This is a genomic window from Streptomyces sp. NPDC033165 (assembly GCF_055577965.1).
The window spans coordinates 75815-99207 of the sequence record NZ_JBVIPK010000017.1 but is presented as its reverse complement, the minus strand read 5'-3'; the positions used below and the strand labels follow the sequence as shown (position 1 = coordinate 99207).

Below are 23393 nucleotides of genomic sequence, written 5' to 3'. Positions count from 1 at the left end.
GGCCCTGGGGTCGCGGGGTGGTTCTGCTGTACGGCTGGGCCTCGGGCGTGCCTCACAGCGCTTCCCCCTCGTGAGGGTACGGCTGCTGCTGTACGCCGCCGGCGCCCGGCTCGGCCTGATGCGGGATGCGCGCCTCGTCCGGGGCCGGAGCCGCCGCCTCCGCGCTCGCCTCGCGGGCCGCGACGACGTCGGCGACCGCGTCGAGCACGCCCCGGTAGCCGGAGCAGCGGCACAGGTTGCCGCAGAGGGCCTGCCGGGTCTCCAGCTCGCTGGGGGCGTGGTTGCCCTCCAGGAGGTCGTGGACGGTCATGGCCATGCCGGGGATGCAGAAGCCGCACTGGACTGCTCCGCAGGTGGACAGGGCGCGCTGGACGTCGGACGGTTCACCGTCGACGGCGAGCCCTTCGACCGTGCGCACCTCACTGCCCGCCGTGGTGGCCGCGGGGACCAGACAGGAGGCGACCAGACGGCCGTCCACTTGGACGTTGCACGCGCCGCACTCGCCCTGCGAGCAGCCGTCCTTGGCCCCGGCGAGGCCGAGGCGCTCGCGCAGCACGTAGAGCAGCGACTCCCCGATCCAGGCGTCGCTGACCGGGCGGTCCATGCCGTTCACGTGCAGGACGTAGGAGGCGGAGGGGTGCTCGCTCGGGGCGGGGGGATGTGCCGCGGCGGAGGGGGCGGAGGCCTCGGGCGCCTGGGCAGCGTCCGCAGCCGCGTCGGGAGTGCCGTCCGCGGGTGCGTCCTGGGGGGCGTCTGTAAGCGCGTTCTGGGTGACGCCCGTGGGTGCGTCGGCGTCCGTGTCCGGGGCGCGGGTGGCTCCCGTGGGTGCGTCCACGTCCGTGGGTGCTTCCGGGGCGGCGGGCTCCCCTTCGACCTCCGGAGCCGCTTCCGCCGTTGCCCCTGCTTCGGGGGCTGCCGCGGCTTCGGCGGTGGCGGCGGAGGGGTGGGCCTGCGTCGGGTGTTCCGCCGTCGGCGCCCCGTCCGGCGTCACGCCCTCCGGCTCCGGTGCGGCCCAGGGGGCGGGGGCGCCGCCCGGCAGGGTAGCCGGGGGCATGGTGTCCGTGTACCACTGCGGGGTGTGCGCCGAGGCCAGGAACTCGCCCGATTCGTCCGGGAGATCCCCGTCCGCGACCGGGATCGTCCACTGACCCGTGTGGCCGGTGGCGGCGGTGTGGCCCGCGAGGTCGGCGTGCCCCGGGTGGGCGGCCTCCCCGGCCGGCTGTTCCGCCTCCACCTCCGCGATGGCCTCCGTGAAGTTCCACTGGGCCGTGGCGTGCGACGTGTCCTGGTACGGGCCCGTGTAGCCGTCCTGCCGGTTCGGCTCGGGCCACTGCACCGCGCCGGACTCCTGGGCGGCGGCGGCCTCCTGGGCCCGCTGCTCGGCCTGCGCCTGCTGGGTCTGCGTCTGGATCACCCAGCTGCCCGTCGCCGCCGGGTCGAGACCGGCGGCCGGGGTCAGCGGCAGGATCATCGGCGGGACGTACCCGTGGCCGGGGGCGGCCAGCGGGATGTTCGCCAGGTCCTCCGGCGGAAGCTGGACGAACGCGGTGGCGTCGGCGTCGTACTCGCCGCTCTGCGGCGTCGGCTCCCAGCCCCCGTAGCGCGGGTCGGGCCCGCCCGTGTCGTCCTGCCCGCCCTGCTGCCCGGGCTGGTTGGGGTGTTCCTCATTGCTCACGACAGTGCCCTCCCCAGCGCGCGTCGGGCGAGCGCGGCGACGGTGCGCCGCAGGTGCAGGACGGCCGGGGACAGCGGCGGGGCCTCTGACCCGTCGGCCGGTGGTGCGTGGTCCGGGATGCAGGCCGCCGCGACGTACTCGCCGAAGGCTGCCAGCGCGTCGGGGGCCAGGCCTCGTTCCCCGTCCCAGTCGATCAGCGAGGCGATCCAGCGCTCCGCCTCCAGCGGGCGCAGCGGCATCGGGGCGATCGCGCCGACCGCGCAGCGCACCCCGCGGCGGGCCGGGTCCAGCACGATGGCGACCGAGGCGGTGGCGCGGCCGGGTCCGGTGCGTCCGGTGGCCTTCAGGAACACCTGCGGGGCATGCAGCAGCGGTACGCGGACGAAGCCGATCAGCTCGGCCGGGCCCAGCATCTCGCGCCCGGCCAGCAGGTGCGAGACGGGGATCTCGCGACGGGCGCCACCGGGGCCCGCGATGACCAACTCGGCCTCCAGCGCGGCCAGCACCGGCAGGGCGTCGCCGGTGGGCGCGGAGGTGGCGATGTTCCCGCCGAGCGTTCCGGCGTTACGGATCTGGGGCGGGCCCGCGGCGCGGGCGGAGGCGGCGAGGGCGGGGATGAGCGCGGCGAAGTCGGGGCGCCCCATGCGGGCGTGGGTGAGACCGGCGCCGAGCAGTGCGTGGCCGTCCTGGTAGTGCCAGCCGCGCAGCTCGCTGATCCGGCCGAGGCCGACCAGTCCCGAGGGCCGCAGGAGCCCCTTGTTGACGGCCGCCATCAGGTCCGTGCCCCCTGCAACCGGTACGGCTGCGGGCATGGCGCCGAGTGCCGCCACGGCCTCGTCGAGCGAGGCCGGCAGCGTCACCGACTGCATCGCCTGCGGTGCGTGCGTGGTCAACCCAGCTGCCCCTTCCCGGTCTCCCGGCTGTCCCGCCTGTTCCGCCGTACGGTACGTGCTCACAGCCCGGACGTGGCAACTCTGGCACATCTTCCGATCGGACCGGCGCGAGGGTCCGCGAAGGGTGCTTCCGTCCCTGACCTGCGGGATGATCCGGTTTCGCACCTCTTCGACGCAGAGGGTGAATTGCCACTCTTCAGCGAGGCTTGTACGACTTATACGGTTCGCGCCCCCTGGTTGGTTCCCCGGCGGTCACCGGCAGTTCCCCCACGGCTCCCGGCAGTTCCCCGCAGCCGACCGCGACGCACCGCGGCCGCCGCGGTCGTGGGGACCGCGGCGGCCGCTTCGGAGCGCACCCCCGTTCAGACCGCCGGCGGCGGCCCCTCCAGCGGACGGCCGAGGACGCCGGGGCGCCGCTGCCACGGCAGGGGGCCGGCCGGCGGACGGTAGTCGACGCCCAGGGCGTCGAGCCGGGCGTAGTGGGCCGCCATCCGGGCCTCGAAGGCGGCGAAGTCCCGCTCGTCCGGGGCGGGCAGGGCGGACCAGGCGACCTCCGAGAAGGCCGCGAGGCGCGGGAAGACCTGGTAGTCGACGCGGGCCCGGGTCTGCATGACCTCGGTCCAGACATTGGCCTGGGTGCCCAGGATGTGACGGGTCGCCTCCTCGGAGAGGCCCGGCGGAACGGGCTCGAAGCGGTAGACGTCCTCCAGGGTGCGGATGAACCCGATGGGCATCGGTTCGTCGGGGCCGCCGTCCTGACGGTGGTCCAGATACACCTGCTGCTCGGGGCACATCACCACGTCGTGCCCGGCCTCCGCGGCCGCGATGCCGCCTCCGTAACCGCGCCAGGAGGAGACGGCCGCGTTCGGGGGCAGGCCGCCTTCGAGGATCTCGTCCCAGCCGATGAGGCGGCGGCCGCGTTCGGTGAGCCAGGTGTCGAAGTGCCGGATGAACCAGGACTGGAGTTCGTCCTCGTCCTTGAGGCCGAGGTCGACGATCTGGTTCTTGGCGGTGATGGACTGCTGCCACTGCTCCTTGGGGCACTCGTCGCCGCCGATGTGGACGAACGGCGAGGTCTCGGCGGGGAAGAGCTCCAGCACTTCTTCGAGGACGCCTTCGAAGAAGCGCAGGGTGTTGTCAGTGGGGGCGAGTACGTTCGGGTTGATGCCCCAGGTGTCCCAGACGGAGAGGGTGGTGGTGTCGATGACGTCGGTGTTGCCCAGCTCGGGGTATGCGCTGATGGCGGCCTGCGAGTGGCCCGGGACGTCGATCTCGGGGACGACCCGGATATGCCGCTCGGCGGCGTAGGCGACGATCTCGCGGATGTCGTCCTGGGTGTAGTAACCGCCGTGCGGGGTCTCGTCCCACAGCTCGGAGGCCCGGTGGCCGTATTTGGTGCGTGAGCGCCAGGCGCCGGTCCCGGTCAGGCGCGGGTAGCGCTTGATCTCGATGCGCCAGCCCTGGTCGTCGGTGAGGTGGAAGTGGAAGACGTTCAGCTTGTGGGCGGCCAGCAGGTCGAGGTAGCGCAGGACGTCGTCCTTGGGCATGAAGTGCCGTGCCACGTCGAGCATCAGGCCGCGCCAGGGGAAGCGGGGTTCGTCCTCGATGACCACCATCGGGACCTCCCAGATGCGCCCCCGGGCGATGGGCGCGCGCCGGAAGGCGTCCGGGCCGAGGAGCTGACGGAAGGTCTGCGCCCCCCAGAAGAGGCCGGCCGCGCTGCCTCCCTCGACGCGGATCGCGCGGCTGTCGACGGCGACGCGGTACGCCTCGGGGGCGAGCTCCTCGTCGAGCGAGAGGGTGATGCCGTTGTCGCCGGTGCCCTCCCTCAGGGGCAGTCCGGTGGCCGCGCCGACCGTGGCCCGCAGCCAGCGGGCGACGCCCTCGGCGCCCGGCCCGGCGCTGAGCACGGTCTCCTCGTCCAGCGGGTGCGGCCCCGGCCCGGGAGGCACCCGGCTCACCTTGCGCGGTGCGGGGATCAGGCCGAGTGCCGTCGTGTCCTCGGATGTCATGACGTCAGTCCTTAACCGCTCCGCCCAGTCCCGAGACGAGGCGTCGCTGTACGAGTACGAAGAAGACGAGCACGGGGATGGTCATCACCGTCGAGGCGGCCATGATTCCTCCCCAGTCGTTCTCGTCCGGCTTGAAGAAGACCAGCAACGCCATGGGCAGCGTCGACTGGGAGGTGTCGCTGATGATGAACGACTTCGCGAACAGGAAGTCGTTCCAGGTGGTGATGAAGGAGAAGACGCTCGTCGCCACGAGCCCCGGGAAGACCAGCGGGAAGAGGATCTGCCACAGGAAGCGGGTGCGGCTGGCCCCGTCGATGTAGGCGGCCTCCTCCAGGGCTTCGGGGACGGCCTTGACGAAGCCGCGCAGCATCCAGATGGCGAACGGCAGCGAGAAGGCGAGGTGCGGCAGGATCAGCGAGCCGAGCGTGTTCAGCTGGCCGAAGTCCCGCATGAGGAAGAACAGCGGGATGGTCAGCGCCTCCACCGGCACCATCTGCGCGACCAGGAACATGATCAGCAGGGTGGTGCGGAACTTGAAGCGGAAGCGGGTCACGGCGGTGGCGGCCAGGAAGGCGATCAGCGCGGAGGCGATGACGACCGTGCCCGCCACCAGCAGGCTGTTCAGGAAGTAGCGGCCGAAGTCCTGCTGTTCGAAGACCCGGCGGAACGAGTCGAGCGAGGGGGCGAGCGTCCAGGGGCGGGCCTCGGTGGACTGGACCTCCCCGGCCGGTTTGAAGGCGGAGAGCACCATCCAGTAGAGGGGGAAGGCGACCGCGACGGCGATGAGCAGGGCGGCGGCCTCGGCGGCCAGCCTGCCGGGCCGCCGGATGCGCAGAAGGGTGCGTGCGCTCACAGTTCCTCCCCCTGACGCCTCACCAGGCGCAGATAGACGAGCGTGACGGCCAGCAGGATCACCAGCATCACGACGCCGATCGCCGATCCGAGGCTGTACTGCGAGGACGCGAACGCCTTCTGGTACGCGTACACGTTGAGCACCAGGTTCTGTCCGGCGATGCCGCCGCCGTTGGTCATGACGTAGATCTGGGTGAAGACCTTGAAGTCCCAGATGATCGACTGGATGGTGACGACGATCAGGATGGGCTTGAGCATCGGCGCCATGATGGTGCGCCAGATCCGCCACTGGGAGGCGCCGTCCAGCGAGGCCGCCTCCAGCACCTCGGCGGGGATGGCCCGGATGCCCGCGTACACGGTGACCATGACGAACGGGAACGAGCACCACAGGACTTCCAGGAGGACGAGGGCGAAGGCGCTGTAGCGCCCGTACGTCCAGGAGAAGTCACCGAGCCCGAGCACCTTGTTGACCGGGCCGAAGTCGGGGTCGAAGAGGAAGACCCAGACGGTGGAGCCGGTGATCGCGGGGGTCGCCCAGGCGCCGAGCGCGGCCATCATCAGCGCCAGCCGGGGCAGGGCGCGGATGCGGGTGAGCAGGACGGCCAGCGCGCAGCCGACGAACAGGGTGGAGATCACGCAGGCCGCGGCGAAGAGGACGGTGGCCAGCAGGACCTGCCAGAACTGGCTGTCGTTGAAGAGGGTGGCGTAGTTGCCGAAGCCCTGGAAGGTGGTCGGTTCGCCGCCGCTGACCTGGGCCTGGGTGTACTCCAGGAACGAGATCAGGCCGAGCTGGTAGATCGGGTAGACCAGCAGTCCGGCGAGCAGGACGAGGGCGGGCAGCAGATAGAGCCAGGGGGTCCAGCCGGAGTGCCCCCTGGGCGACACGGACCGGCCGCGCCGGGGCGGGCGGGCGGGTGCGGTCCCGCCGCCCGCCGCGGACGTACCCGCGGCCGGGTCCTTGTGCGCAGTGGTGTGCGTGGTCATCGTCAGCCCGCGTCGGCGAACGCCGCGTCCATCTTCTTCGCCGCGTCGTCCGAGGCCCGCGCCACGTCCTTACGGCCGGAGACGATCTCCTGGAACATCGTCGGCAGGACCAGCGAGGCGTCGATCTGGCCCCAGCCCGGCGAGGCGGGGACGAACTTGGCTCCCGCGCCGAGGGTCCGCACGAACGGGGCGACGAAGGGCTGCTTCTTGGCGGCGTTGTCCAGGACGTCGGTGTAGGTGGGCAGGAAGCCCATCGCGTCGAACATCCTGGCCTGGGTCTGCTTGCCGGTGAGCGACTTCATCAGGTCGACGGCGAGGGTCCGGTGCGAACTGCTCTTGAGCACGCCGATGTTGTTCCCACCCGCGAAGGCGGGGGCGATGGAGTTCTCGGCGACGCCGGGCAGCGGGACGACCGCGTACTTGCCCTTGACCGCGCCCGCCTCGACGGCCGCGTGGCTGAAGTCGCCGCCGATCGCCATGGCGGCCTTGCCGGAGGCGAAGGCGGTCACGGTGGCGTTGCCGCCCATGGAGGCGCACTTGGCGGCCGGGCAGTTGTCGTCGCCGAAGAGGGAGGTGTAGGCCTCGATGCCCTTGCGGGACTTCTCGCTGTTGATGCCCGACTTGTACGTTCCCCCGCTCTCGCCCGCGAGTTCGCCGCCGTTGGCCCAGATGAAGGGCATCGCGCCGTAGGTGTACGCGCCGCCGACCGCGAGGCCGTAGAGGTCCGGCTCGGCCTTGCGGATCTTCTTGGCGGTGGAGATCAGCTCGGCCTGGGACTTGGGGGCCTCGATGCCGAGGTCCTCGAAGACGTCGGTGCGGTAGTAGAGGGCCCGGACGCCGACGAAGAAGGGCGCGCCGTAGATCTTGCCGTCGACGGTGACGGACTGCTTGGCGATCGGGTCGGCGTCCCTGGCCTCGTCCCAGGCGTTGAACTCCTCGGTCACCTCCGCGAGTCCGCCGTCCTTGACGTATCCGGCGGTGTCGGTGTTGCCGTACTCGATGAGGTCCGGGGCGCTGTCGGGGTCGTTGAACGCGGCCTTGACGCGCTGGGCCCGGGTGTCGACGGGTATGTACTCGATCTCGACCTTCGCGCCCTTGTGGGTCTTCTCGAACTCGGCGACGGCCGCGTCGACGACCTTCTCCTTGGGCTTGTTGCCGACCTCCTGGAAGAGCCAGACACGGAGTGTGCCGGTCTTCTCGTCACCCTTGGCGCTGGTGTCGGAGGTCTGCGGCGCGCAGGCGGTGGCGGTGAGGCCGGCCAGCACAAGCGCCGCTACTGGGGCGGCAATTCGGGCAGAAAGCTTCATCCGGAACCCCTACCGGTCATGCGTTGCAACATATGCAACGTGCGTTTCGTTCTGCACAACTGGCAGGAGAGTAGATCCGCGCCGGTACGCCGACAAGTGGTCTCCACCACTCTGTGACCAGCGAATGCAGCCCGTGCAACGCGACGGCCCGGTCACCACCGGTGACCGGGCACGGAGAAGGCCCCCGGGCCGCGCGGTGTCGCGCGGCCCGGGGGCCTGAAAGCTGATGGAGGGGCGGACCTACTTCTTGTCCTTGCCGCCGCCCTTGCCCTTGTCCTTGTCGCCGCCTGCGCCCATGGACTCGTAGATCTCCTTGCACATGGGACAGACCGGGTACTTCTTCGGGTCGCGCCCCGGCACCCAGACCTTCCCGCACAGCGCGACCACGGGAGTGCCCTCCAGGGCGCTCGCCATGATCTTGTCCTTCTGGACGTAGTGGGCGTAGCGCTCGTGGTCGCCGTCGCCCCTCGACACCTGCGGCGTCGGCTCAACGAGGGTTCCCGTACCTGCCCCGCGATCGGGCTCAAGAGTGCTCATAACCGCCAAGGGTACTGAAAGAGACGGGCATCAGTTGAGCGAAGGGTCGTCCGGGTACGTGGCGATCATCGCGAGCTCGCTGCGCTGGCGGCGGAGCACCGCGCGCCAGAGCTGCTCCGGGCGCGGGGAGGACACATCGCCGGGCTCCGAGTCGACCACGTACCACGCGCCTTCGTTCAGCTCGCCCTCCAGCTGGCCGGGGCCCCAGCCCGCGTAACCGGCGAAGATCCGCAGCGAGCCGAGGGCCGGGCCGAGCAGCTCCGGCGGGGTCTCCAGGTCGACCAGACCGATCGCCCCGTGCACCCGGCGCCAGCCGAGCGGACCCTCGTCGCCCGGGATCACCGCCACGCCGAGCGCGGAGTCGAGCGAGACGGGGCCGCCCTGGAAGACGACGTCCGGCTCGCCGGCCAGCCCGGCCCAGGACGTGAGGATGTCACCGACGCCGACCGGGGTCGGGCGGTTCAGGACCACGCCGAGGGAGCCCTCCTCGTCGTGGTCGAGGAGCAGCACCACCGCGCGGTCGAAGTTCGGGTCCGCGAGGGCGGGTGTGGCCACGAGCAGTCGCCCTGTGAGCGAGGACACCTCGGTCATGGCAGAAATGATCCCGCATATTCGCCCTCCGCGGGGGCCGAGTGGACGGGATGGCCGCCCCGCGAGAGCGAGCGCAGCTCAGGGCGCACGGAGGCACGGGGAGCGCACTGTACGGCGGGGGCGCGGTGGGCCATCCGGACGGTGACCCTCCGCAAGATCCGGTGAGCGGAGGGTGTTGTGGCGGATTCATGACGTTCGTACACCCCCCTTCGTCTTACGGAAGGGGGGTGGGAGGCCATTACCCTTTTCGTTGGCCCCCTGCCCGACCACTCCGGAACGCGAGATACATGACCGGCACAGACGATGTCCTGCTTGTCCACGGCGGCACCCCGCTGGAGGGCGAGATCCGCGTCCGAGGCGCCAAGAACCTGGTGCCGAAGGCCATGGTCGCCGCGCTGCTCGGCAGCGGGCCCAGCCGCCTCCGCAACGTTCCCGACATCCGTGACGTACGGGTGGTCCGGGGGCTCCTCCAACTGCACGGCGTCACCGTCCGTCCCGGCGACGAGCCGGGCGAACTGATCCTCGACCCCTCGCACGTCGAGTCCGCGAACGTCGCCGACATCGATGCCCACGCGGGTTCGTCGCGCATCCCGATCCTCTTCTGCGGCCCGCTGCTGCACCGCCTCGGCCACGCCTTCATCCCGGGCCTGGGCGGCTGCGACATCGGCGGCCGGCCGATCGACTTCCACTTCGAGGTCCTCCGACAGTTCGGCGCGACCATCGAGAAGCGGGCGGACGGCCAGTATCTGGAGGCCCCGCAGCGGCTGCGCGGCACCAAGATCCGGCTGCCGTACCCCTCGGTGGGCTCCACCGAGCAGGTGCTGCTCACCGCCGTCCTCGCCGAGGGCGTCACCGAGCTGTCCAACGCGGCCGTCGAGCCGGAGATCGAGGACCTCATCTGCGTACTGCAGAAGATGGGCGCGATCATCTCCATGGACACCGACCGGACCATCCGGATCACCGGTGTCGACAAGCTCGACGGCTACACCCACCGGGCGCTCCCGGACCGCCTGGAGGCGGCCTCCTGGGCGTCGGCGGCGCTGGCGACCGAGGGCAACATCTACGTGCGCGGTGCCCAGCAGCGCTCGATGATGACCTTCCTGAACACCTACCGCAAGGTCGGCGGCGCCTTCGAGATCGACGACGAGGGCATCCGCTTCTGGCACCCGGGCGGCGCGCTCAACGCCATCGCGCTGGAGACCGACGTCCACCCCGGCTTCCAGACCGACTGGCAGCAGCCCCTGGTGGTGGCCCTGACGCAGGCCGCGGGCCTTTCGATCGTGCACGAGACGGTGTACGAGTCGCGGCTCGGCTTCACCTCCGCGCTCAACCAGATGGGTGCGCACATCCAGCTCTACCGGGAGTGCCTGGGCGGTTCGGACTGCCGCTTCGGCCAGCGCAACTTCCTGCACTCGGCGGTCGTCTCGGGACCGACGAAGCTCCAGGGCGCCGATCTGGTCATCCCCGACCTGCGCGGCGGCTTCTCGTACCTGATCGCGGCGCTGGCGGCCCAGGGGACCTCCCGGGTGCACGGCATCGACCTGATCAACCGCGGCTACGAGAACTTCATGGAGAAGCTGGAGAAGCTCGGCGCGAAGGTCGAGCTGCCGGGCGTCAGAAGGCCTCGCGGGCGGCCCTCGAACGGGCGTACCGGCCCGGGGTGGTACCCGCGATCCGCCGGAAGTGCCGGGTGAGGTGGGACTGGTCGTGGAAGCCGACAGCGGTCGCCGCCTCGCCGGGCGGCATCCCGTCGAGCAGCAGGCGGCGGGCCCGGTCGACACGGCGGGCCGTCACGTACTGGTGCGGCGCGATGGCGTAGGCCGCGCTGAAGGCCCGTACGAGATGGGTGGGGTGCGCGTGGACCAGCCGGGCGGCCTCGGCCAGCGTGACGCCCTCGCACAGCCGCTCGTCCAGGAGCTCGCGCAGGTCCCGCGCGACGCCCCGGGGCGGCTTCGGGGGCCCCGCCCCGTCCGCCGGGGTCGTCGCGGGGCGCAGGTGGCCCCGCAGCCGCTCGCCGACGAACGCCAGACGGCTCTCCGCCTCCAGCGCGCCGTCCGGGTCGGCCAGGACCGTGTGGAGCCGGCCGACACGGCTGCGCAGCAGGGGGTCGGCCAGGTCCGGGGTGTCCACGGCGGGGCCGATGAGGCTCGCGTCGAGCTGGGTCATGTCCAGGTAGAGCACCCGTTTGCGGAAGCCGCCGGGGGTCGCGGGCGAACCGTTGTGCGGGACCTGCGGCGGCAGCAGGCTCACCGTGCCGTCCGGGGTGCCGCGCTCGTGGCGGTCCAGGTCGTAGCGGACGGCCCCGTCGTCGACGATCAGGAGCGTCCAGGCGTCGTGCACGTGCATGGGGTAGGCGTGCTCGGTGAAGCGGGCGTGGAAGACCTCCACGACGCCCGGGACCGCCGGACGCCAGGCCGAGATCTCCTGCCGTGGCATCGCGTCCTCCTGCCGTGGCCTCACGCGAAGAACGTACAAGACCGCGGCCGGGGCCACCGGCCAGTCTCGGACCATGAGAAACACGACCACAGAGACCACCGGAACCACCGGGACCGCGGCGGGCGCGGAGAGCGGGGACGCTCCCGTCCGCTTCGACACGAGGATCGCGGTGCTGCTCCGCGACGACCTGGAGACCTGGCAGCGCCTGAACGTGACCGCCTTCCTGGTCAGCGGCCTGGGCACGGCGGCGCCCGAGGTGATCGGCGAGCCCTACGAGGACGCCGACGCCACCGCGTACCTGCCGATGCTGCGGCAGCCCGTGCTGGTCTTCGAGGGGGCGAAGGAGACGCTGACCGCCGCGCACACGAAGGCGCTCTCCCGGTCCCTGGCGACGGCCGTGTTCACCTCGGACCTGTTCGGTACGGGGAACGACCGGGACAACCGGGCTGCCGTACGGGCGGTGGGGCGGGACGCGCTCGACCTGGTGGGCCTTGCCGTATACGGGCCGCGCAACGCCGTGGACAAGGCCCTCAAGGGCGCGCGGCTGCATCCCTGACCCCGGGGAGCCTCACCCGCGTGCGGGCGCCCGAGCGAGGCGCATGTGCCCCTGGCATGCATGAGGGCGGCCACCCCTGGTCGGGAGTGGCCGCCCTGCTTGCGCCTTCGAGGGTTACTTGCCCTTGGCGGCTTCCTTGAGCTTCGAGCCCGCGGAGACCTTCACGCTGTAGCCGGCGGGGATGTTGATCGGGTCGCCGGTCTGCGGGTTCCGAGCGGTGCGAGCGGCACGGTGGGTGCGCTCGAAGGTCAGGAAGCCGGGGATGGTGACCTTCTCGTCGCCCTTGGCGACGATCTCACCGACGGTCTCGGCGAGGGCGGCCAGCACGGCGTCGGCGTCCTTGCGAGTCACCTCGGCGCGGTCGGCCAGGGCGGCCACCAGCTCACTGCGGTTCATGTTGTTACTCCCGTGTTCTTCTTGCCTGTGAGGCGTGAGATCGAAGCCGATGCTGCCAGGGCCCTCTGACAGTCCCCGGACCCGGGTCTGATGTCAGACCCTCTCGCCCGATTACGCATCCTGCCCCCACCAGCGGCGGGAAAGCCAATCCGGAACCCTTCGGGGTCAATGAAAAGCGCCACGGTTTGCTCGTGGTGACGCTCCGTCGACTTGGCCGAGCGGTCCGCAGCGGATGCCGGGCCCCGCAAGGCCCACTGCCCGCCCACCCTAAAGGGGCGTTTGGGGCGCCGCGACCCGCGACGCGCCGTAGGGACCCGGCCGGGCGCCGGGTCAGGGGGACGTGGAGGAGGCCGGGCCGGTGCCCGAGGCGGCCTTCGCGGCGGCCCGGACGGCTCCGGCGACCGCGCCCGCGACCTTGTCGTTGAAGACCGAGGGGATGATGTAGTTCGCGTTGATCTCGTCCTCGGCGACCACGTCGGCGAGGGCTCCGGCGGCGGCGAGCATCATCTCCGTGTTGACGGTGCGGGACTGGGCGTCCAGCAGACCGCGGAAGACACCCGGGAAGACCAGCACATTGTTGATCTGGTTGGGGAAGTCGGAACGGCCGGTGGCGACAACCGCCGCCGTCTGGCGGGCGATTGCCGGATCGACCTCGGGGTCCGGGTTCGCGAGCGCGAACACGATCGCACCGTCCGCCATCGCCGCGACGTCGTCGCCGTTCAGCACGTTCGGGGCGGAGACGCCGATGAAGACGTCGGCGCCGACGACGGCCTCCTTGAGGGTGCCGGTGACGCCCTCGGGGTTGGTGTTGTCGGCGATCCAGCGCAGCGGCGAGCCGGAGGGCGCGGCGACCAGGTCCTCGCGTCCGGCGTGCACCACACCGTGGATGTCGGCGACGACGGCGTGCTTGACGCCCGCGGCGATGAGCAGCTTGAGGATGGCCGTACCGGCGGCTCCGGCACCGGACATGACGACGCGTACGTCCCCGATGCTCTTGCCCACCACGCGCAGGGCGTTGGTCAGGGCGGCCAGGACGACGATCGCGGTGCCGTGCTGGTCGTCGTGGAAGACGGGGATGTCGAGGGCCTCGCGCAGCCGGGCCTCGATCTCGAAGCAGCGGGGGGCGGAGATGTCCTCCAGGTTGATGCCCGCGAAGCCGGGGGCGATCGCACGGACAATCGCGACGATTTCATCGGTGTTCTGGGTGTCCAGGCAGATCGGCCAGGCGTCGATGCCCGCGAAGCGCTTGAAGAGGGCCGCCTTGCCCTCCATGACGGGCAGCGCGGCCATCGGGCCGATGTTGCCCAGGCCCAGCACCGCGGAGCCGTCCGTCACGACTGCGACGGAGTTGCGCTTGATGGTGAGGCGGCGCGCGTCCTCGGGGTTCTCGGCGATGGCCATGCAGACCCGGGCGACGCCGGGGGTGTAGATCATCGAGAGGTCGTCGCGGTTGCGGATGGGGTGCTTGGACGCCATCTCGATCTTGCCGCCGAGGTGCATCAGGAACGTACGGTCGGAGACCTTGCCGAGCACGACGCCCTCGATGTCGCGCAGACCTTCGACGATCTCGTCCGCGTGCGAGGTGGAGGAGGCCGCGATGGTCACGTCGATCCGCAGCTTCTCGTGGCCGGAGGCGGTCACGTCGAGGCCGGTGACCGAGCCTCCCGACGACTCCACGGCCGTGGTGAGCTGGGAGACCGCGGTGCCGCTCGCGGGCACCTCCAGCCTGACCGTCATCGAGTACGAGACGCTGGGCGCCGTTGCCATGGCCGAGTCCTTCGCTTTCCTTAGCTTCATTGCCGCGCAACCGGAACCCTCGTTCCGGACACGCTTCCCGATCGTCGCACCTACCGACTGGTAGCCGGTAATGACTGCCGCCTTTCGGAAAGCAGTTTCCACCATACGAGAAGTTACCCGTTCGGCGGAACCCCCAACCGCTGCGCAAACGAGAACAGACCCGCGCCACCAACAGGTGACGCGGGTCTGTCTTCTTCACTCAGATGGCACCGGCCCGCCATGCTCGCCTCGCGGCAAGTGGTCGCTCGTAGCGACGAAGGTTGGGCCCGGGGGCTTGGATCGAGCCGGTGCCAGTACCACGGTAACAAAGACCCACGAGAAGTGATTCCCGTGCGACAGGTTGACCCGCGAATCCCGCGCGGACCACCCGATCGGCCATGGCCAGGTGGCCGGTGTCAGTCCCTCAGCAGGTCCGGGACCCCGGCCTCGTCCGGCAGGTCGCGCTCCCCCGAGACCACCGTGAGCTGCTGCGTCGCCCGGGTCAGCGCCACGTACAGCACCCGCAGTCCCGCCGGGGACTCGTCCGCGATCTCCGCGGGCGAGACGACCACCGTGGCGTCGTACTCCAGGCCCTTCGCCTCCAGGCTGCCCAGCGCCACGACCCGCTCCCCCAGCTCGGCGAGCCACCCGCGGGCCTGCGCGCGCCGGTTCATCGCGACGACCACGCCGACCGTGCCGTCCACCTCCGCGAGCAGTCGCCGCGCCTCCTCGCGGACCGTGGCGGCCAGGTCGCCGCCCTCGACCGGCACGAAGCGCGGCACCACCCCGGTCGACCGGACCGCCGCCGGGGACTGCGTCCCGGGCATGGCCAGCGCCAGCACCTTCGCGGCCAGCTCCGCGATCTCCGCCGGGTTGCGGTAGTTGACGGTGAGGGTGAAGCGGCGGCGCGGCCGGGAGCCGAGCGCCTCGTCCCGGGCGGCGGCCGCCTCGTCCGGATCGGACCAGGAGGACTGGGCCGGGTCGCCCACGATCGTCCAGGTGGCGTGCCGGCCCCGGCGGCCGACCATGCGCCACTGCATCGGGGTGAGGTCCTGGGCCTCGTCGACGATGACGTGCGCGTACTCGGTGCGCTCCGCCGCCAGCCGCTCGGCCCGCTCCCACTGGGTCTCCTCGCGCTGCGGCATCAGCTCCTCCAGGCCGGAGAGCTGGTCCAGCGGGTCCATCTCGCGCTTCCGCTTCGGCCGGTGCGGGGTGCCGAGGAGGGCCTGGAGCTCGTCCAGGAGCGCCACGTCGTGGACGGAGAGCGGACCGCTGCCGTCCGCGTCCAGCCGCTTCAGGGAGCGGGCCAGGCGACGCACCTCGCCCTGGTTGAGAATCCGCCGTCCCCAGCGGGCCAGGCGCTTCTCGTCCGCCATCGCGGCCAGCACCCGGCGCGGTGTCAGCTCGGGCCACCAGGCGTCGAGGAACTCCAGGAACGGGGTCTCGGCCGAGACGTCCTCGTCGAACGAGGAGCGCAGCTCCGCGATCAGCTGCGGGTCGGTGTAGCGGCCGCGCCCCGAGGACTTGTTCCACAGGGCGTCCAGCAGCAGCTTGCGGGCGCGCGGGCGCAGCAGATTGACCGGCGCGGTGCCGCCGAGGGCGTTGTGCCGGATGCGCTTGAGCTCCTCGGCCTCCAGCTCGATCCGGGCGCCGAAGGCGACCACCCGCAGCCGGTCCGGGGTGGCCGCGGGGCGGCTGCGCTCGGGCTCGTCGCCGAAGGAGAGCTGGCCCTCGTCCGCCTTCGGCGCGGAACGGCCCTGCTCCAGTGCGCCCCTGGCCGCCTTGCGCAGCACATGGAGCATCCGGGACGAGCCCTTGACGCGGGCCACGGCCGGTTCGTCGTACGCCGTGGCGCCCTCGGCGCCCGCCGCCTCGTCCGACAGCGAACCGATGGCGCGGATCGCGACCTGTCCCTCCTCTCCGAGCGAGGGCAGCACCCCTTCGGTGTACGCGACCAGCAGCGGAGTCGGCGAGACGATCAGGATGCCGCCCGCGTACCGCCGCCGGTCCTGGTAGAGCAGATACGCCGCCCGGTGCAGGGCGACCGCCGTCTTTCCGGTGCCGGGGCCGCCGGTGACCTCGGTGACGGAGGCGGCGGGGGCCCGGATGACCAGGTCCTGTTCGGCCTGGATGGAGGAGACGATGTCCCGCATGGTGTGGCTGCGGGCCTGGCCGAGGGCGGCCATCAGCGCGCCGTCGCCGATCACCGGCAGCTTCTCGCCGTCGAGGAACGCGGTCAGCTCCGGGCGCATCAGGTCGTCCTCGACCCCGAGGACCTTGCGGCCCTTGGAGCGGATGACCCGGCGGCGTACGACCCGGCCGGGGTCCTTCGGGGTGGAGCGGTAGAACGGGGCGGCGGCCGGCGCCCGCCAGTCGATCACCAGCGGCGCGTAGTCGCTGTCCAGCACCCCGATCCGGCCGATGTGGAGCGTCTCCGCGATGTCGGCGGTGGCGTCCTCGCGTACGGAGTCGTCGGCCGGTTCGACGGAGGTGTACGCGCCGTCCGGGCCGCGCTCCCCGTCCTTGCCGAGCAGCAGGTCGATCCTCCCGAAGAGGAAGTCCTCGAACTCGCTGTTCAGCCGGTTGAGGTGGATACCGGCCCGGAACACCTGGGCGTCGCGCTCGGCGAGCGCGCCCGGCGTACCGACCTGGCCGCGCTTGACGGCGTCGTTCATAAGGAATTCCGCCTCGTGGATCTTCTCCTCAAGGCGGTGATAAACCCGGTCGAGATGTTCCTGCTCGACACCGATCTCCCGGTCCCGCAGCGATTCGACAGCGGCATCCTGCGCGGCCACCGAGGCCCCCTTCTTAACGGCACTGGGCAGCCGTCAACCCTATGCGAAGGGGGCCCCGAGCGCACCTGCCGCCCGGATACCGATCACGCGTCGCGCCGGGAGGGGCGGATGGAGGGGCGGAGCGGGCAGGGCAGAGCAGGGCACGGCTCAGGCTCCGATCTCCACCAGCCGCTCCCCGTCGAAGGTCCGCACCTCGAAGCGGTCGATGTCCTCGCGGTCCATCGCCGCCCCGCCGTGCACGTACAGCGGGGCTTTCGCGGTCGGGTTCGCGGCGCCCTCGATGCCGTATCCCCACCGCGGGACGGACCAGGAGGTGACGACCTCCTCCTCGCCCGTCTTGGAGACGGCGATCAGGGTGCACTTCTGCGGTCCCTTGACGTTCTTCAGCTCCAGGACCGTATGGGTGCCCCAGGCCTTCTCCTCCATGCCGACGGTCGCGCCGACCCGGGTGGTGGGGTCGGTGGCCGACACCTTCTCCGTCATGTGCTCGAAGAAGGCGTCCTCGGCCGGGCTGGTCGGGTGCGGGTCGCCCGCGGCCACCGGCGGGCCGCCGTCGTCGCCTGCCGTGACCGCGACGGCGGCGACCGGGCCGCCGATGATCAGGGCGGCGGCCGCGGCGACCAGGTAGCGGCTGCGCCTGCTGCGCCGGTGCCGCTTGCGCGCGACCTCGTCCATCAGCCCGCCGAGCAGCCGGGGCGCGGGCCGCTCGGGAGCCTTCGGTACGGGGCGGGCCCCGGGCGGTGCCGCGGGCGCGTCGACCAGCAGCGCGAGCACGGGCTCCATCCCGGCGAACTCGTCGAGATGGGCGGCGCACCGGGCACACCCGGCGAGGTGCGCCTCGAAGGCGCTCGCCTGGGCGTCGTCCAGGATGCCGAGGACGTACGCGGCGGCAGCGTCGTGCTCGGACCCTTCGGGCGGTACGGCGAACGGCTCCTCGCGCCCGGAGGGGCCAGAGGGACCAGAGGGACCACCAGGGCCGGAGGGACCACCGGAGCCGGACAGGTACGCGGGGCTCGCGCCAAAGGCGGGGCCCGCGCCGTAGCCGTGGCTGTGGCCGGAGGCGGGCGCGGGCCCTGAGGGGTGTGCAGGACCCGCGGGATACGGGGGACTTGAGGGACCGGACGGCGGGCGGGGGCCGGGAGGCCGGGGCCCGAACGGCTGCCACTCGTGGTCACTCATGCCGTGATCCCCCTCTCTTCGAGTGCGAGCTTCATCGAACGGAGTGCGTAGAAGACCCGGGACCGTACGGTCCCGCTGGGGACGCCGAGTACTTCGGCGGCCTCATTGACGGTACGTCCCCTGAAGTAGGTCTCGACCAATGCTTCCCGGTGCGCGGGAGTCAAATCGTCGAGCGCATCCGAGAGCGTCATCAGCCACAGCGCCTTGTCGATCTCGTCCTCCGCGGGAATGACCTCCAGCGGCGACGGATCGACCTCGCGCGGCCGGGCCTGCCGGCTGCGGTGGCCGTCGATGACGATGCGCCGGGCGACCGTCACCAGCCAGGGGCGGACGGAGCCGGTGGCCCGGTTGAGCCGGCCGGCGTTCTTCCAGGCACGGATGAGCGTCTCCTGCACCACGTCCTCGGCCCGCTGGCGGTCGCCCGCCACGAGTCGGAGTACGTACGCGAGCAGCGGCCCGGCATGTTCGCGGTACAGCGCCCGCATCAGCTCCTCGTCGGGTATCCCGGAGGGGGACGGGGGCGGCTCACTGCGATGTCGAGCCCTGTGCGGACGGTCATCGGCCACGGCCGCATCCTTGCGCACCCGAACCTCCCGGTCGAGACCCTGAATCGAGCTCTTCGACCATCGATACGGGGACGGGGCCCGGTTCATTCAACGCCGGGCGGAAATTCTTTTTCGAGCGCCCGCCGCCGGTGCCTGGCGACCCGTTCGCGGTTGCCGCAGACCTCGCCGGAGCACCAGCGCCGCCGCCCGCCCCGCGAGGTGTCCAGGTAGAGCCGGCGGCAGTCCTCGCCCTGGCAGCGGCGCAGGGCCGCGCGCGCCACCGGATCGGTGAGCAGGTCCACCGCGTCCCGCGCCACGACGGCGAGGAGCCCCGGGCAGTCGGGGTCCGCGCTCAGGGCCCGTACCAGCTCACCGTCGGCCGCGCGCACCGCCCGCAGCCCCGGGGGCGCCCCGGCCGCCAGGGCGTTGACCCGCTCCAGCGCGCCGTCCGCGCGCGGGCCGCCCGACTGGGCTTCCATCAGGAGGGCCAGCTCCGCCCGCAGTTCATGGAAGCGGGCGACCCACGTGTCGTCCAGCACGGGCAGCGCGGTGCCCGGTGGCACGAGCCGTGCGGCGGCCAGCCATCCCGCCAAGTGCTCGGGGTCCGGCAGCTGTTCACGTGCCCCGGGCGCCCCGCCCGCGCTCCCGGTGGCCACCAGGTCGAGGCAGATCCGGCCCGCGTCGAACCGCCACACGTGCGCATACCTGCCCGTACCCATGCGCGGGTCACCACCTCGGCGTCACCGGCGGACTGCCACCCCCAGAGTGCCCCTGCCGGGGCCCGGCCGGAACCCCTGCCACCGCCCGGGCCGGGCTCCGGCCGCCAGGCCGGTGCCGCTACCGTGGCAGCCATGAACGGTCACGGGGGAACACTCGGGGAAGACCTCACGCTCACCGCCGGCACTCTGCTGCTGCGCCCCTGGCGCGAGGAGGACGCGTCGGCGCTGCTGGCGGCCTACGACGACCCGGCGATGCGGCAGTGGATCAGCACGCCCGTGTACACGCCGGAGGAGGCGGAACGCTGGCTGGCGGCGCAGCGCGCGGGGCGGGAGTCGGGCAGCCGCTTCAGCTTCGCGGTGACGGACACCGGCCGGGGCGGGGAGCTGGTCGGCAACCTCGCGCTGAAGCGACCGGGGCCGGGGCCCGAGCGGGCCGAGGTGGGGTACTGGACGACGGCGGGGGCGCGCGGCAGGGGCGTGGCGTCACGGGCCCTGGCCGCCCTCACCGACTGGGCGTTCACGGCCTTCGCCGACGAGGGGCTGGTCCGGCTTGAGCTGCTGCACCAGGTGGACAACGTGGCCTCCTGCCGGGTGGCGGAGAAGTGCGGGTACGCGTTCGCGGAGCTGCTGAGCGCGCTGCCGCCCGACTACCCGCTCGACGGTCACCTCCATGCCCGCGAGGCGCCCGCGGCGGAGGTCAGGCGAACGGCGGATCGTCGTGCAGCAGCCGCTGGAACAGGTGGTGGTCGCGCCAGCGGCCGTTGATGTGCAGATAGCCGGGGGCCGTGCCGATCCGCTCGAACCCGGCCTTGGACAGCACCCGTTGGGAGGCCGCGTTCTCGGTGACGGTCGCCGCCTCGACGCGGTGCAGGCCGAGGCTGTCGCGGGCCGCGTCGCAGACCGCGCCGACGGCGGCGGTGGCCAGGCCGCGTCCGGCGTGGTCCACGTCGACCCAGTAGCCGAGGCGGGCGTTGCGGTAGGGGCCGCGCTCGATGGCGTTGAGCGTGAAGGCGCCGATGACCCGGTCGTCGGCGTCCGCGAGGGCCCACGGCATGGCACGTCCCGCGTCCCGCTCGGCGAGCAGCGCGGTGAGCCGGGCGGCCTGGCCCTCGGGAGCGTAGAAGCCCTCCGGGCGTACGGGTTCCCAGCGGCGCATGTACGCGCGGCTGCGGGTGAGGGCCGTGGCGAAGGAAGGCGCGTCGGCTAGCGCGGCGGGCCGGAGGGTGACGTCGGGGGTGAGCGGGCGGGTGAGCGGCTGGGCGTTGGCGGTCGTTCCGTGGTGCGGGCGCGTGCGGTCAGTCATCCGGTCACGCTAACCGGGCCCGGGCGTCCCGCCCCACCGGATTCCGGCGGAACGCGTCCCCGGCCCCCCGGGCCACCCCCGTACGGCCCCCTCAGCGCCCGTACTTGCTGTCCGCCGACGGGTCCAGCGCCAGCCGGTAGCCGCGTTTGACGACGGTCTGGATCAGCCGGGGCGCACCCAGCGCCGAGCGCAGCCGGGCCATCGCCGTCTCCACCGCGTGTTCGTCGGTGCCGCTGCCGGGCAGGGCCCGCAGCAGCTCCGCGCGGGCCACCACCCAGCCGGGGCGGCGGGCCAGGGCGTGCAGGAGGGCCATGCCCGCGGGCGGCACCGCGCGCAGTTCGTCGTCGACGAGGACCGCGTGGCCCCGGATCTCCACGCGGTGTCCGGCGATCGGCAGGATGCGGGCGGCTGCCGGGAGCTGGGCGCACATCAGCTGGACGAGTGGGCCGAGCCGGAAGCGTTCCGGCTGGACCGTGGCGATGCCCCGGGCCTGGAACGGCAGGGCGGTGACCGGCCCGACGCAGGCGACGAGGACGTCGTCGCGCAGGGCCCCGAGGACTTCCGGGAGCACCCCGCGGGTCTCGGCGCGGCCCAGGAACGAGGCGGCGGCGGGGGCGCTGGTGAAGGTGATCGCGTCCAGGCCCCGGGCGGCGGTGACGTCGAGCATCCGGTCGAGCGGGGCGAGGTCCTGCGGGGGCATCCAGCGGTAGACGGGTACGACGACGACGTCGGCGCCCGCGGCGGTCAGGGACTCCACGAAGCCGGGCAGCGGTTCGCCGTGCAGCTGGAGGGCTACCCGGCGGCCCGCGACGCCCTCGGCGAGGAGCCGGTCGAGGACCTCGGCCATCGACTCGGACCCGGGCGACCAGGCCTCGGTCAGCCCGGCGGCCCTGATGGCGCCCTTGACCTTGGGGCCCCGGGCGAGGAGTTCGACGCCGCGCAGCCGCTCCAGGAGGGCGTCGCCGATGCCCCAGCCGTCGGCGGCCTCGATCCAGCCGCGGAAGCCGATCGCGGTGGTGGCGACCGCCACGTCCGGGGCGTGGTCGATCAGCTCCTTGGTCGAGGTGAGGAGTTCGCTGTCGTCGGCGAGCTGCACGATCCGCAGGGCGGGGGCGTGCAGGACGGCGGCCCCGCGGCGTTTGAGGAGGGTGCCGAGCTCCTCGGCACGACGGGCGGCGGTCACCCCGACCGTGAAGCCCGCGAGGGGCCCGTGCGTTGCGTCGTCGTCCTGCATTGGCGTGTTCCCGGCTCCTGTTGTTCCCGCTGGCTCTCGTCTGGTCCCGTGCTTCCCGTCAGTACTCGTCGGCACTCACCGGTACTCGTCGGTACGGAGCCCGAGACTGCCAACCCCGCGTGACAGGCTCGGTCCTCCCGTATTTCCCGGCCGTTACGTCGCCCGTCACCGGACCGTGGTTCTCCTACACCTCCGCGTAACCGATCTGCGGCTTCGTGGGCACGGGAGCGGGTGCGGGCCGGCGAAGGTATACCGCCCAGGTGACCGCGGAGCACACGCCGTAGAAGGCGAGGAAGGACCAGAAGGCCGCCGTTCCGGTGCCGGAGGTCTGGAAGGACTGGCGGAAGGCGAGGTTGATCGCGAGGCCGCCGAGCGCCCCGACGGCCCCGATGAGCCCCATGGCCGCGCCGGAGATGCGCCTCCCCTGGGAGGCGGCCGCCTCCCCGTCGAGCCCCTGGGCGAGCGCCTTGGCGTGGAAGATGCCGGGGATCATCTTGTACGTCGATCCGTTGCCGAGCCCCGTCAGTACGAACAGGGCGATGAAGCCGACGAGGAAGACCGGCAGCGAGGAGGACCGGGAGGCCTGGATGACCAAGACGGTGGCGGCGGCCATCGCACCGAAGGTGGCCAGCGTGATCCGCGCACCGCCGTACCGGTCGGCGAGCCGGCCCCCGACGGGCCTGATCAGGGAGCCCAGCAGCGGGCCGATGAAGGTGAGCGACGCGGCCTGGAGCGGGGTACGGCCGAACTGGGTCTGGAGCACCAGGCCGAAGGCGAAGCTGTAGCCGATGAACGAGCCGAAGGTGCCGATGTAGAGGACCGACATGATCCAGGTGTGCGGGTCGCGGACGGCCTCCAGTGCGGCCCCGCCGTCGTTCTTCACGGGCCGGAGGTTGTCCATGTACAGCGCGGCGCACACGGCGGACACGACGATCAGCGGGATGTAGACACCGAGCACGATCCGCGGGTGCGAGGCCCCCAGCGTGCCGATGACGAGGAGGCCGATGAGCTGGACGACGGGTACGCCGATGTTGCCGCCGCCCGCGTTCAGGCCGAGCGCCCAGCCCTTCTTGCGCAGCGGGAAGAAGGCGTTGATGTTCGTCATCGAGGAGGCGAAGTTCCCGCCGCCGATACCGGTGAGCGCGGCGACCACCACGAAGGTGGCGTACGAGGTGCCGGGCTCCATCACCAGATACGCGGCGAGCGTCGGGACGAGCAGGCTCACCGCGCTGAAGACCGTCCAGTTGCGGCCGCCGAACCGGGCGACGGCGAAGGTGTACGGCACCCGCACCAGTGCGCCGACCAGGGTGGCCGTCGAGATGAGGAAGAACTTCCCGGCCGGGTCGACGCCGTACTCCGGTCCCATGAACAGGACCATCACCGACCACAGGGTCCAGATGGAGAATCCGATGTGCTCGGAGAGCACGGAGAACCACAGGTTGCGGCGGGCGACACGCTCCCCCTTCTCCCGCCAGAACGTCTCGTCCTCCGGCTCCCAGGTCTCGATCCAACGGCCTGCCATCACGTGCCTCCACAGGGGGGTCGGGGTGTTGCCCCCGACGCTAGGGAGTGCGCGTTTCGGTGCGGTGCCGGGAGGTGACCT

Annotated in this window: 20 protein-coding genes and 1 pseudogene; 3 read left to right on the top strand and 18 right to left on the bottom strand. The window is 72.0% G+C overall.

Features of this window, described 5'->3' with window-relative positions; all coding sequences use genetic code 11:
• Positions 1-52: 52 nt before the first annotated feature.
• The 8 genes from ACZ5WC_RS29520 to ACZ5WC_RS29485 all read right to left on the bottom strand — a co-directional run bounded on the left by ACZ5WC_RS29520 (position 53) and on the right by ACZ5WC_RS29485 (position 8851).
• Positions 53-1675, bottom strand: coding sequence for a (2Fe-2S)-binding protein (locus tag ACZ5WC_RS29520; protein ID WP_468543679.1), 1623 nt, complete (start codon positions 1673-1675; stop codon positions 53-55).
• Positions 1672-2568, bottom strand: a complete 897-nt coding sequence (locus tag ACZ5WC_RS29515) for an FAD binding domain-containing protein (protein WP_311119764.1) — start codon at positions 2566-2568, stop codon at positions 1672-1674. The genes ACZ5WC_RS29520 and ACZ5WC_RS29515 overlap by 4 nt, the downstream gene beginning before the upstream one ends.
• 362 nt (positions 2569-2930) lie before the next feature.
• A complete protein-coding gene (locus tag ACZ5WC_RS29510; protein ID WP_468543678.1) occupies positions 2931-4580 on the bottom strand; it encodes a beta-N-acetylhexosaminidase in 1650 nt (549 codons plus the stop codon).
• Positions 4581-4584: 4 nt separating this feature from the next.
• Positions 4585-5433: a carbohydrate ABC transporter permease gene (locus tag ACZ5WC_RS29505; protein ID WP_468543677.1), complete on the bottom strand. Its 849-nt coding sequence runs from the start codon at positions 5431-5433 to the stop codon at positions 4585-4587.
• Positions 5430-6416 (bottom strand): carbohydrate ABC transporter permease, encoded by a 987-nt coding sequence (locus ACZ5WC_RS29500; protein WP_468543676.1) that lies wholly within the window; start codon positions 6414-6416, stop codon positions 5430-5432. Before ACZ5WC_RS29500 ends, ACZ5WC_RS29505 begins: the two co-directional genes overlap by 4 nt.
• A 2-nt stretch (positions 6417-6418) precedes the next feature.
• Positions 6419-7723 carry an extracellular solute-binding protein gene (locus ACZ5WC_RS29495; protein ID WP_468543675.1) on the bottom strand — a complete coding sequence of 435 codons (1305 nt, stop codon included), beginning with the start codon at positions 7721-7723 and terminating at the stop codon, positions 6419-6421.
• Positions 7724-7963: 240 nt separating this feature from the next.
• Complete coding sequence (locus ACZ5WC_RS29490) at positions 7964-8260, bottom strand: DUF3039 domain-containing protein (protein WP_006124925.1); 297 nt, start codon at positions 8258-8260, stop codon at positions 7964-7966.
• Positions 8261-8290: 30 nt separating this feature from the next.
• Positions 8291-8851, bottom strand: a complete 561-nt coding sequence (locus ACZ5WC_RS29485) for a YqgE/AlgH family protein (RefSeq protein ID WP_468543674.1) — start codon at positions 8849-8851, stop codon at positions 8291-8293.
• A 287-nt stretch (positions 8852-9138) separates the two neighbouring features.
• On the opposite strand from ACZ5WC_RS29485, the pseudogene murA reads away from it, so the two are divergent.
• A pseudogene (murA, locus tag ACZ5WC_RS29480) lies at positions 9139-10464 on the top strand (UDP-N-acetylglucosamine 1-carboxyvinyltransferase); the annotation flags it as partial.
• 1 nt (position 10465) lies between these two features.
• On the opposite strand, the gene ACZ5WC_RS29475 reads toward murA, so the two are convergent.
• On the bottom strand, positions 10466-11287 hold the full coding sequence (locus ACZ5WC_RS29475; RefSeq protein WP_468543673.1) for a helix-turn-helix domain-containing protein: 822 nt from the start codon (positions 11285-11287) through the stop codon (positions 10466-10468).
• Between the two features lie 73 nt (positions 11288-11360).
• Here ACZ5WC_RS29475 and ACZ5WC_RS29470 point away from each other — a divergent pair, with 73 nt between their 5' ends.
• Complete coding sequence (locus ACZ5WC_RS29470) at positions 11361-11843, top strand: DUF2000 family protein (RefSeq protein ID WP_468543672.1); 483 nt, start codon at positions 11361-11363, stop codon at positions 11841-11843.
• Positions 11844-11957: 114 nt separating this feature from the next.
• Here ACZ5WC_RS29470 and ACZ5WC_RS29465 read toward each other — a convergent pair whose 3' ends face one another.
• From ACZ5WC_RS29465 to ACZ5WC_RS29440, 6 genes are all read right to left on the bottom strand, one after another.
• On the bottom strand, positions 11958-12239 hold the full coding sequence (locus ACZ5WC_RS29465) for an HU family DNA-binding protein (protein WP_003968811.1): 282 nt from the start codon (positions 12237-12239) through the stop codon (positions 11958-11960).
• Positions 12240-12569: 330 nt separating this feature from the next.
• Positions 12570-14006: an NAD-dependent malic enzyme gene (locus ACZ5WC_RS29460; RefSeq protein ID WP_468543671.1), complete on the bottom strand. Its 1437-nt coding sequence runs from the start codon at positions 14004-14006 to the stop codon at positions 12570-12572.
• A gap of 425 nt (positions 14007-14431) precedes the next feature.
• The gene (locus tag ACZ5WC_RS29455; RefSeq protein WP_468543670.1) at positions 14432-16810 is read right to left on the bottom strand and encodes a HelD family protein; all 2379 of its coding nucleotides are present in this window, start codon (positions 16808-16810) and stop codon (positions 14432-14434) included.
• A 147-nt stretch (positions 16811-16957) separates the two neighbouring features.
• Positions 16958-17989: an anti-sigma factor family protein gene (locus ACZ5WC_RS29450; protein ID WP_468543669.1), complete on the bottom strand. Its 1032-nt coding sequence runs from the start codon at positions 17987-17989 to the stop codon at positions 16958-16960.
• Positions 17986-18573, bottom strand: a complete 588-nt coding sequence (locus ACZ5WC_RS29445; protein ID WP_468543668.1) for a sigma-70 family RNA polymerase sigma factor — start codon at positions 18571-18573, stop codon at positions 17986-17988. Before ACZ5WC_RS29445 ends, ACZ5WC_RS29450 begins: the two co-directional genes overlap by 4 nt.
• Positions 18574-18638: 65 nt before the next feature.
• Complete coding sequence (locus tag ACZ5WC_RS29440) at positions 18639-19253, bottom strand: CGNR zinc finger domain-containing protein (RefSeq protein WP_468543667.1); 615 nt, start codon at positions 19251-19253, stop codon at positions 18639-18641.
• A gap of 132 nt (positions 19254-19385) precedes the next feature.
• Between ACZ5WC_RS29440 and ACZ5WC_RS29435 the strand changes: the two genes are divergently transcribed.
• On the top strand, positions 19386-20018 hold the full coding sequence (locus ACZ5WC_RS29435) for a GNAT family N-acetyltransferase (RefSeq protein WP_468543666.1): 633 nt from the start codon (positions 19386-19388) through the stop codon (positions 20016-20018).
• On the opposite strand, the gene ACZ5WC_RS29430 is transcribed toward ACZ5WC_RS29435, so the two are convergent.
• The 3 genes from ACZ5WC_RS29430 to ACZ5WC_RS29420 all read right to left on the bottom strand — a co-directional run bounded on the left by ACZ5WC_RS29430 (position 19951) and on the right by ACZ5WC_RS29420 (position 23312).
• Complete coding sequence (locus ACZ5WC_RS29430) at positions 19951-20556, bottom strand: GNAT family N-acetyltransferase (RefSeq protein ID WP_468543665.1); 606 nt, start codon at positions 20554-20556, stop codon at positions 19951-19953. The genes ACZ5WC_RS29435 and ACZ5WC_RS29430 overlap by 68 nt on opposite strands.
• Before the next feature lie 91 nt (positions 20557-20647).
• A complete protein-coding gene (locus tag ACZ5WC_RS29425; protein WP_468543664.1) occupies positions 20648-21790 on the bottom strand; it encodes a uroporphyrinogen-III synthase in 1143 nt (380 codons plus the stop codon).
• A gap of 184 nt (positions 21791-21974) precedes the next feature.
• Positions 21975-23312, bottom strand: a complete 1338-nt coding sequence (locus ACZ5WC_RS29420; protein WP_468543663.1) for a nitrate/nitrite transporter — start codon at positions 23310-23312, stop codon at positions 21975-21977.
• Positions 23313-23393: the final 81 nt, after the last annotated feature.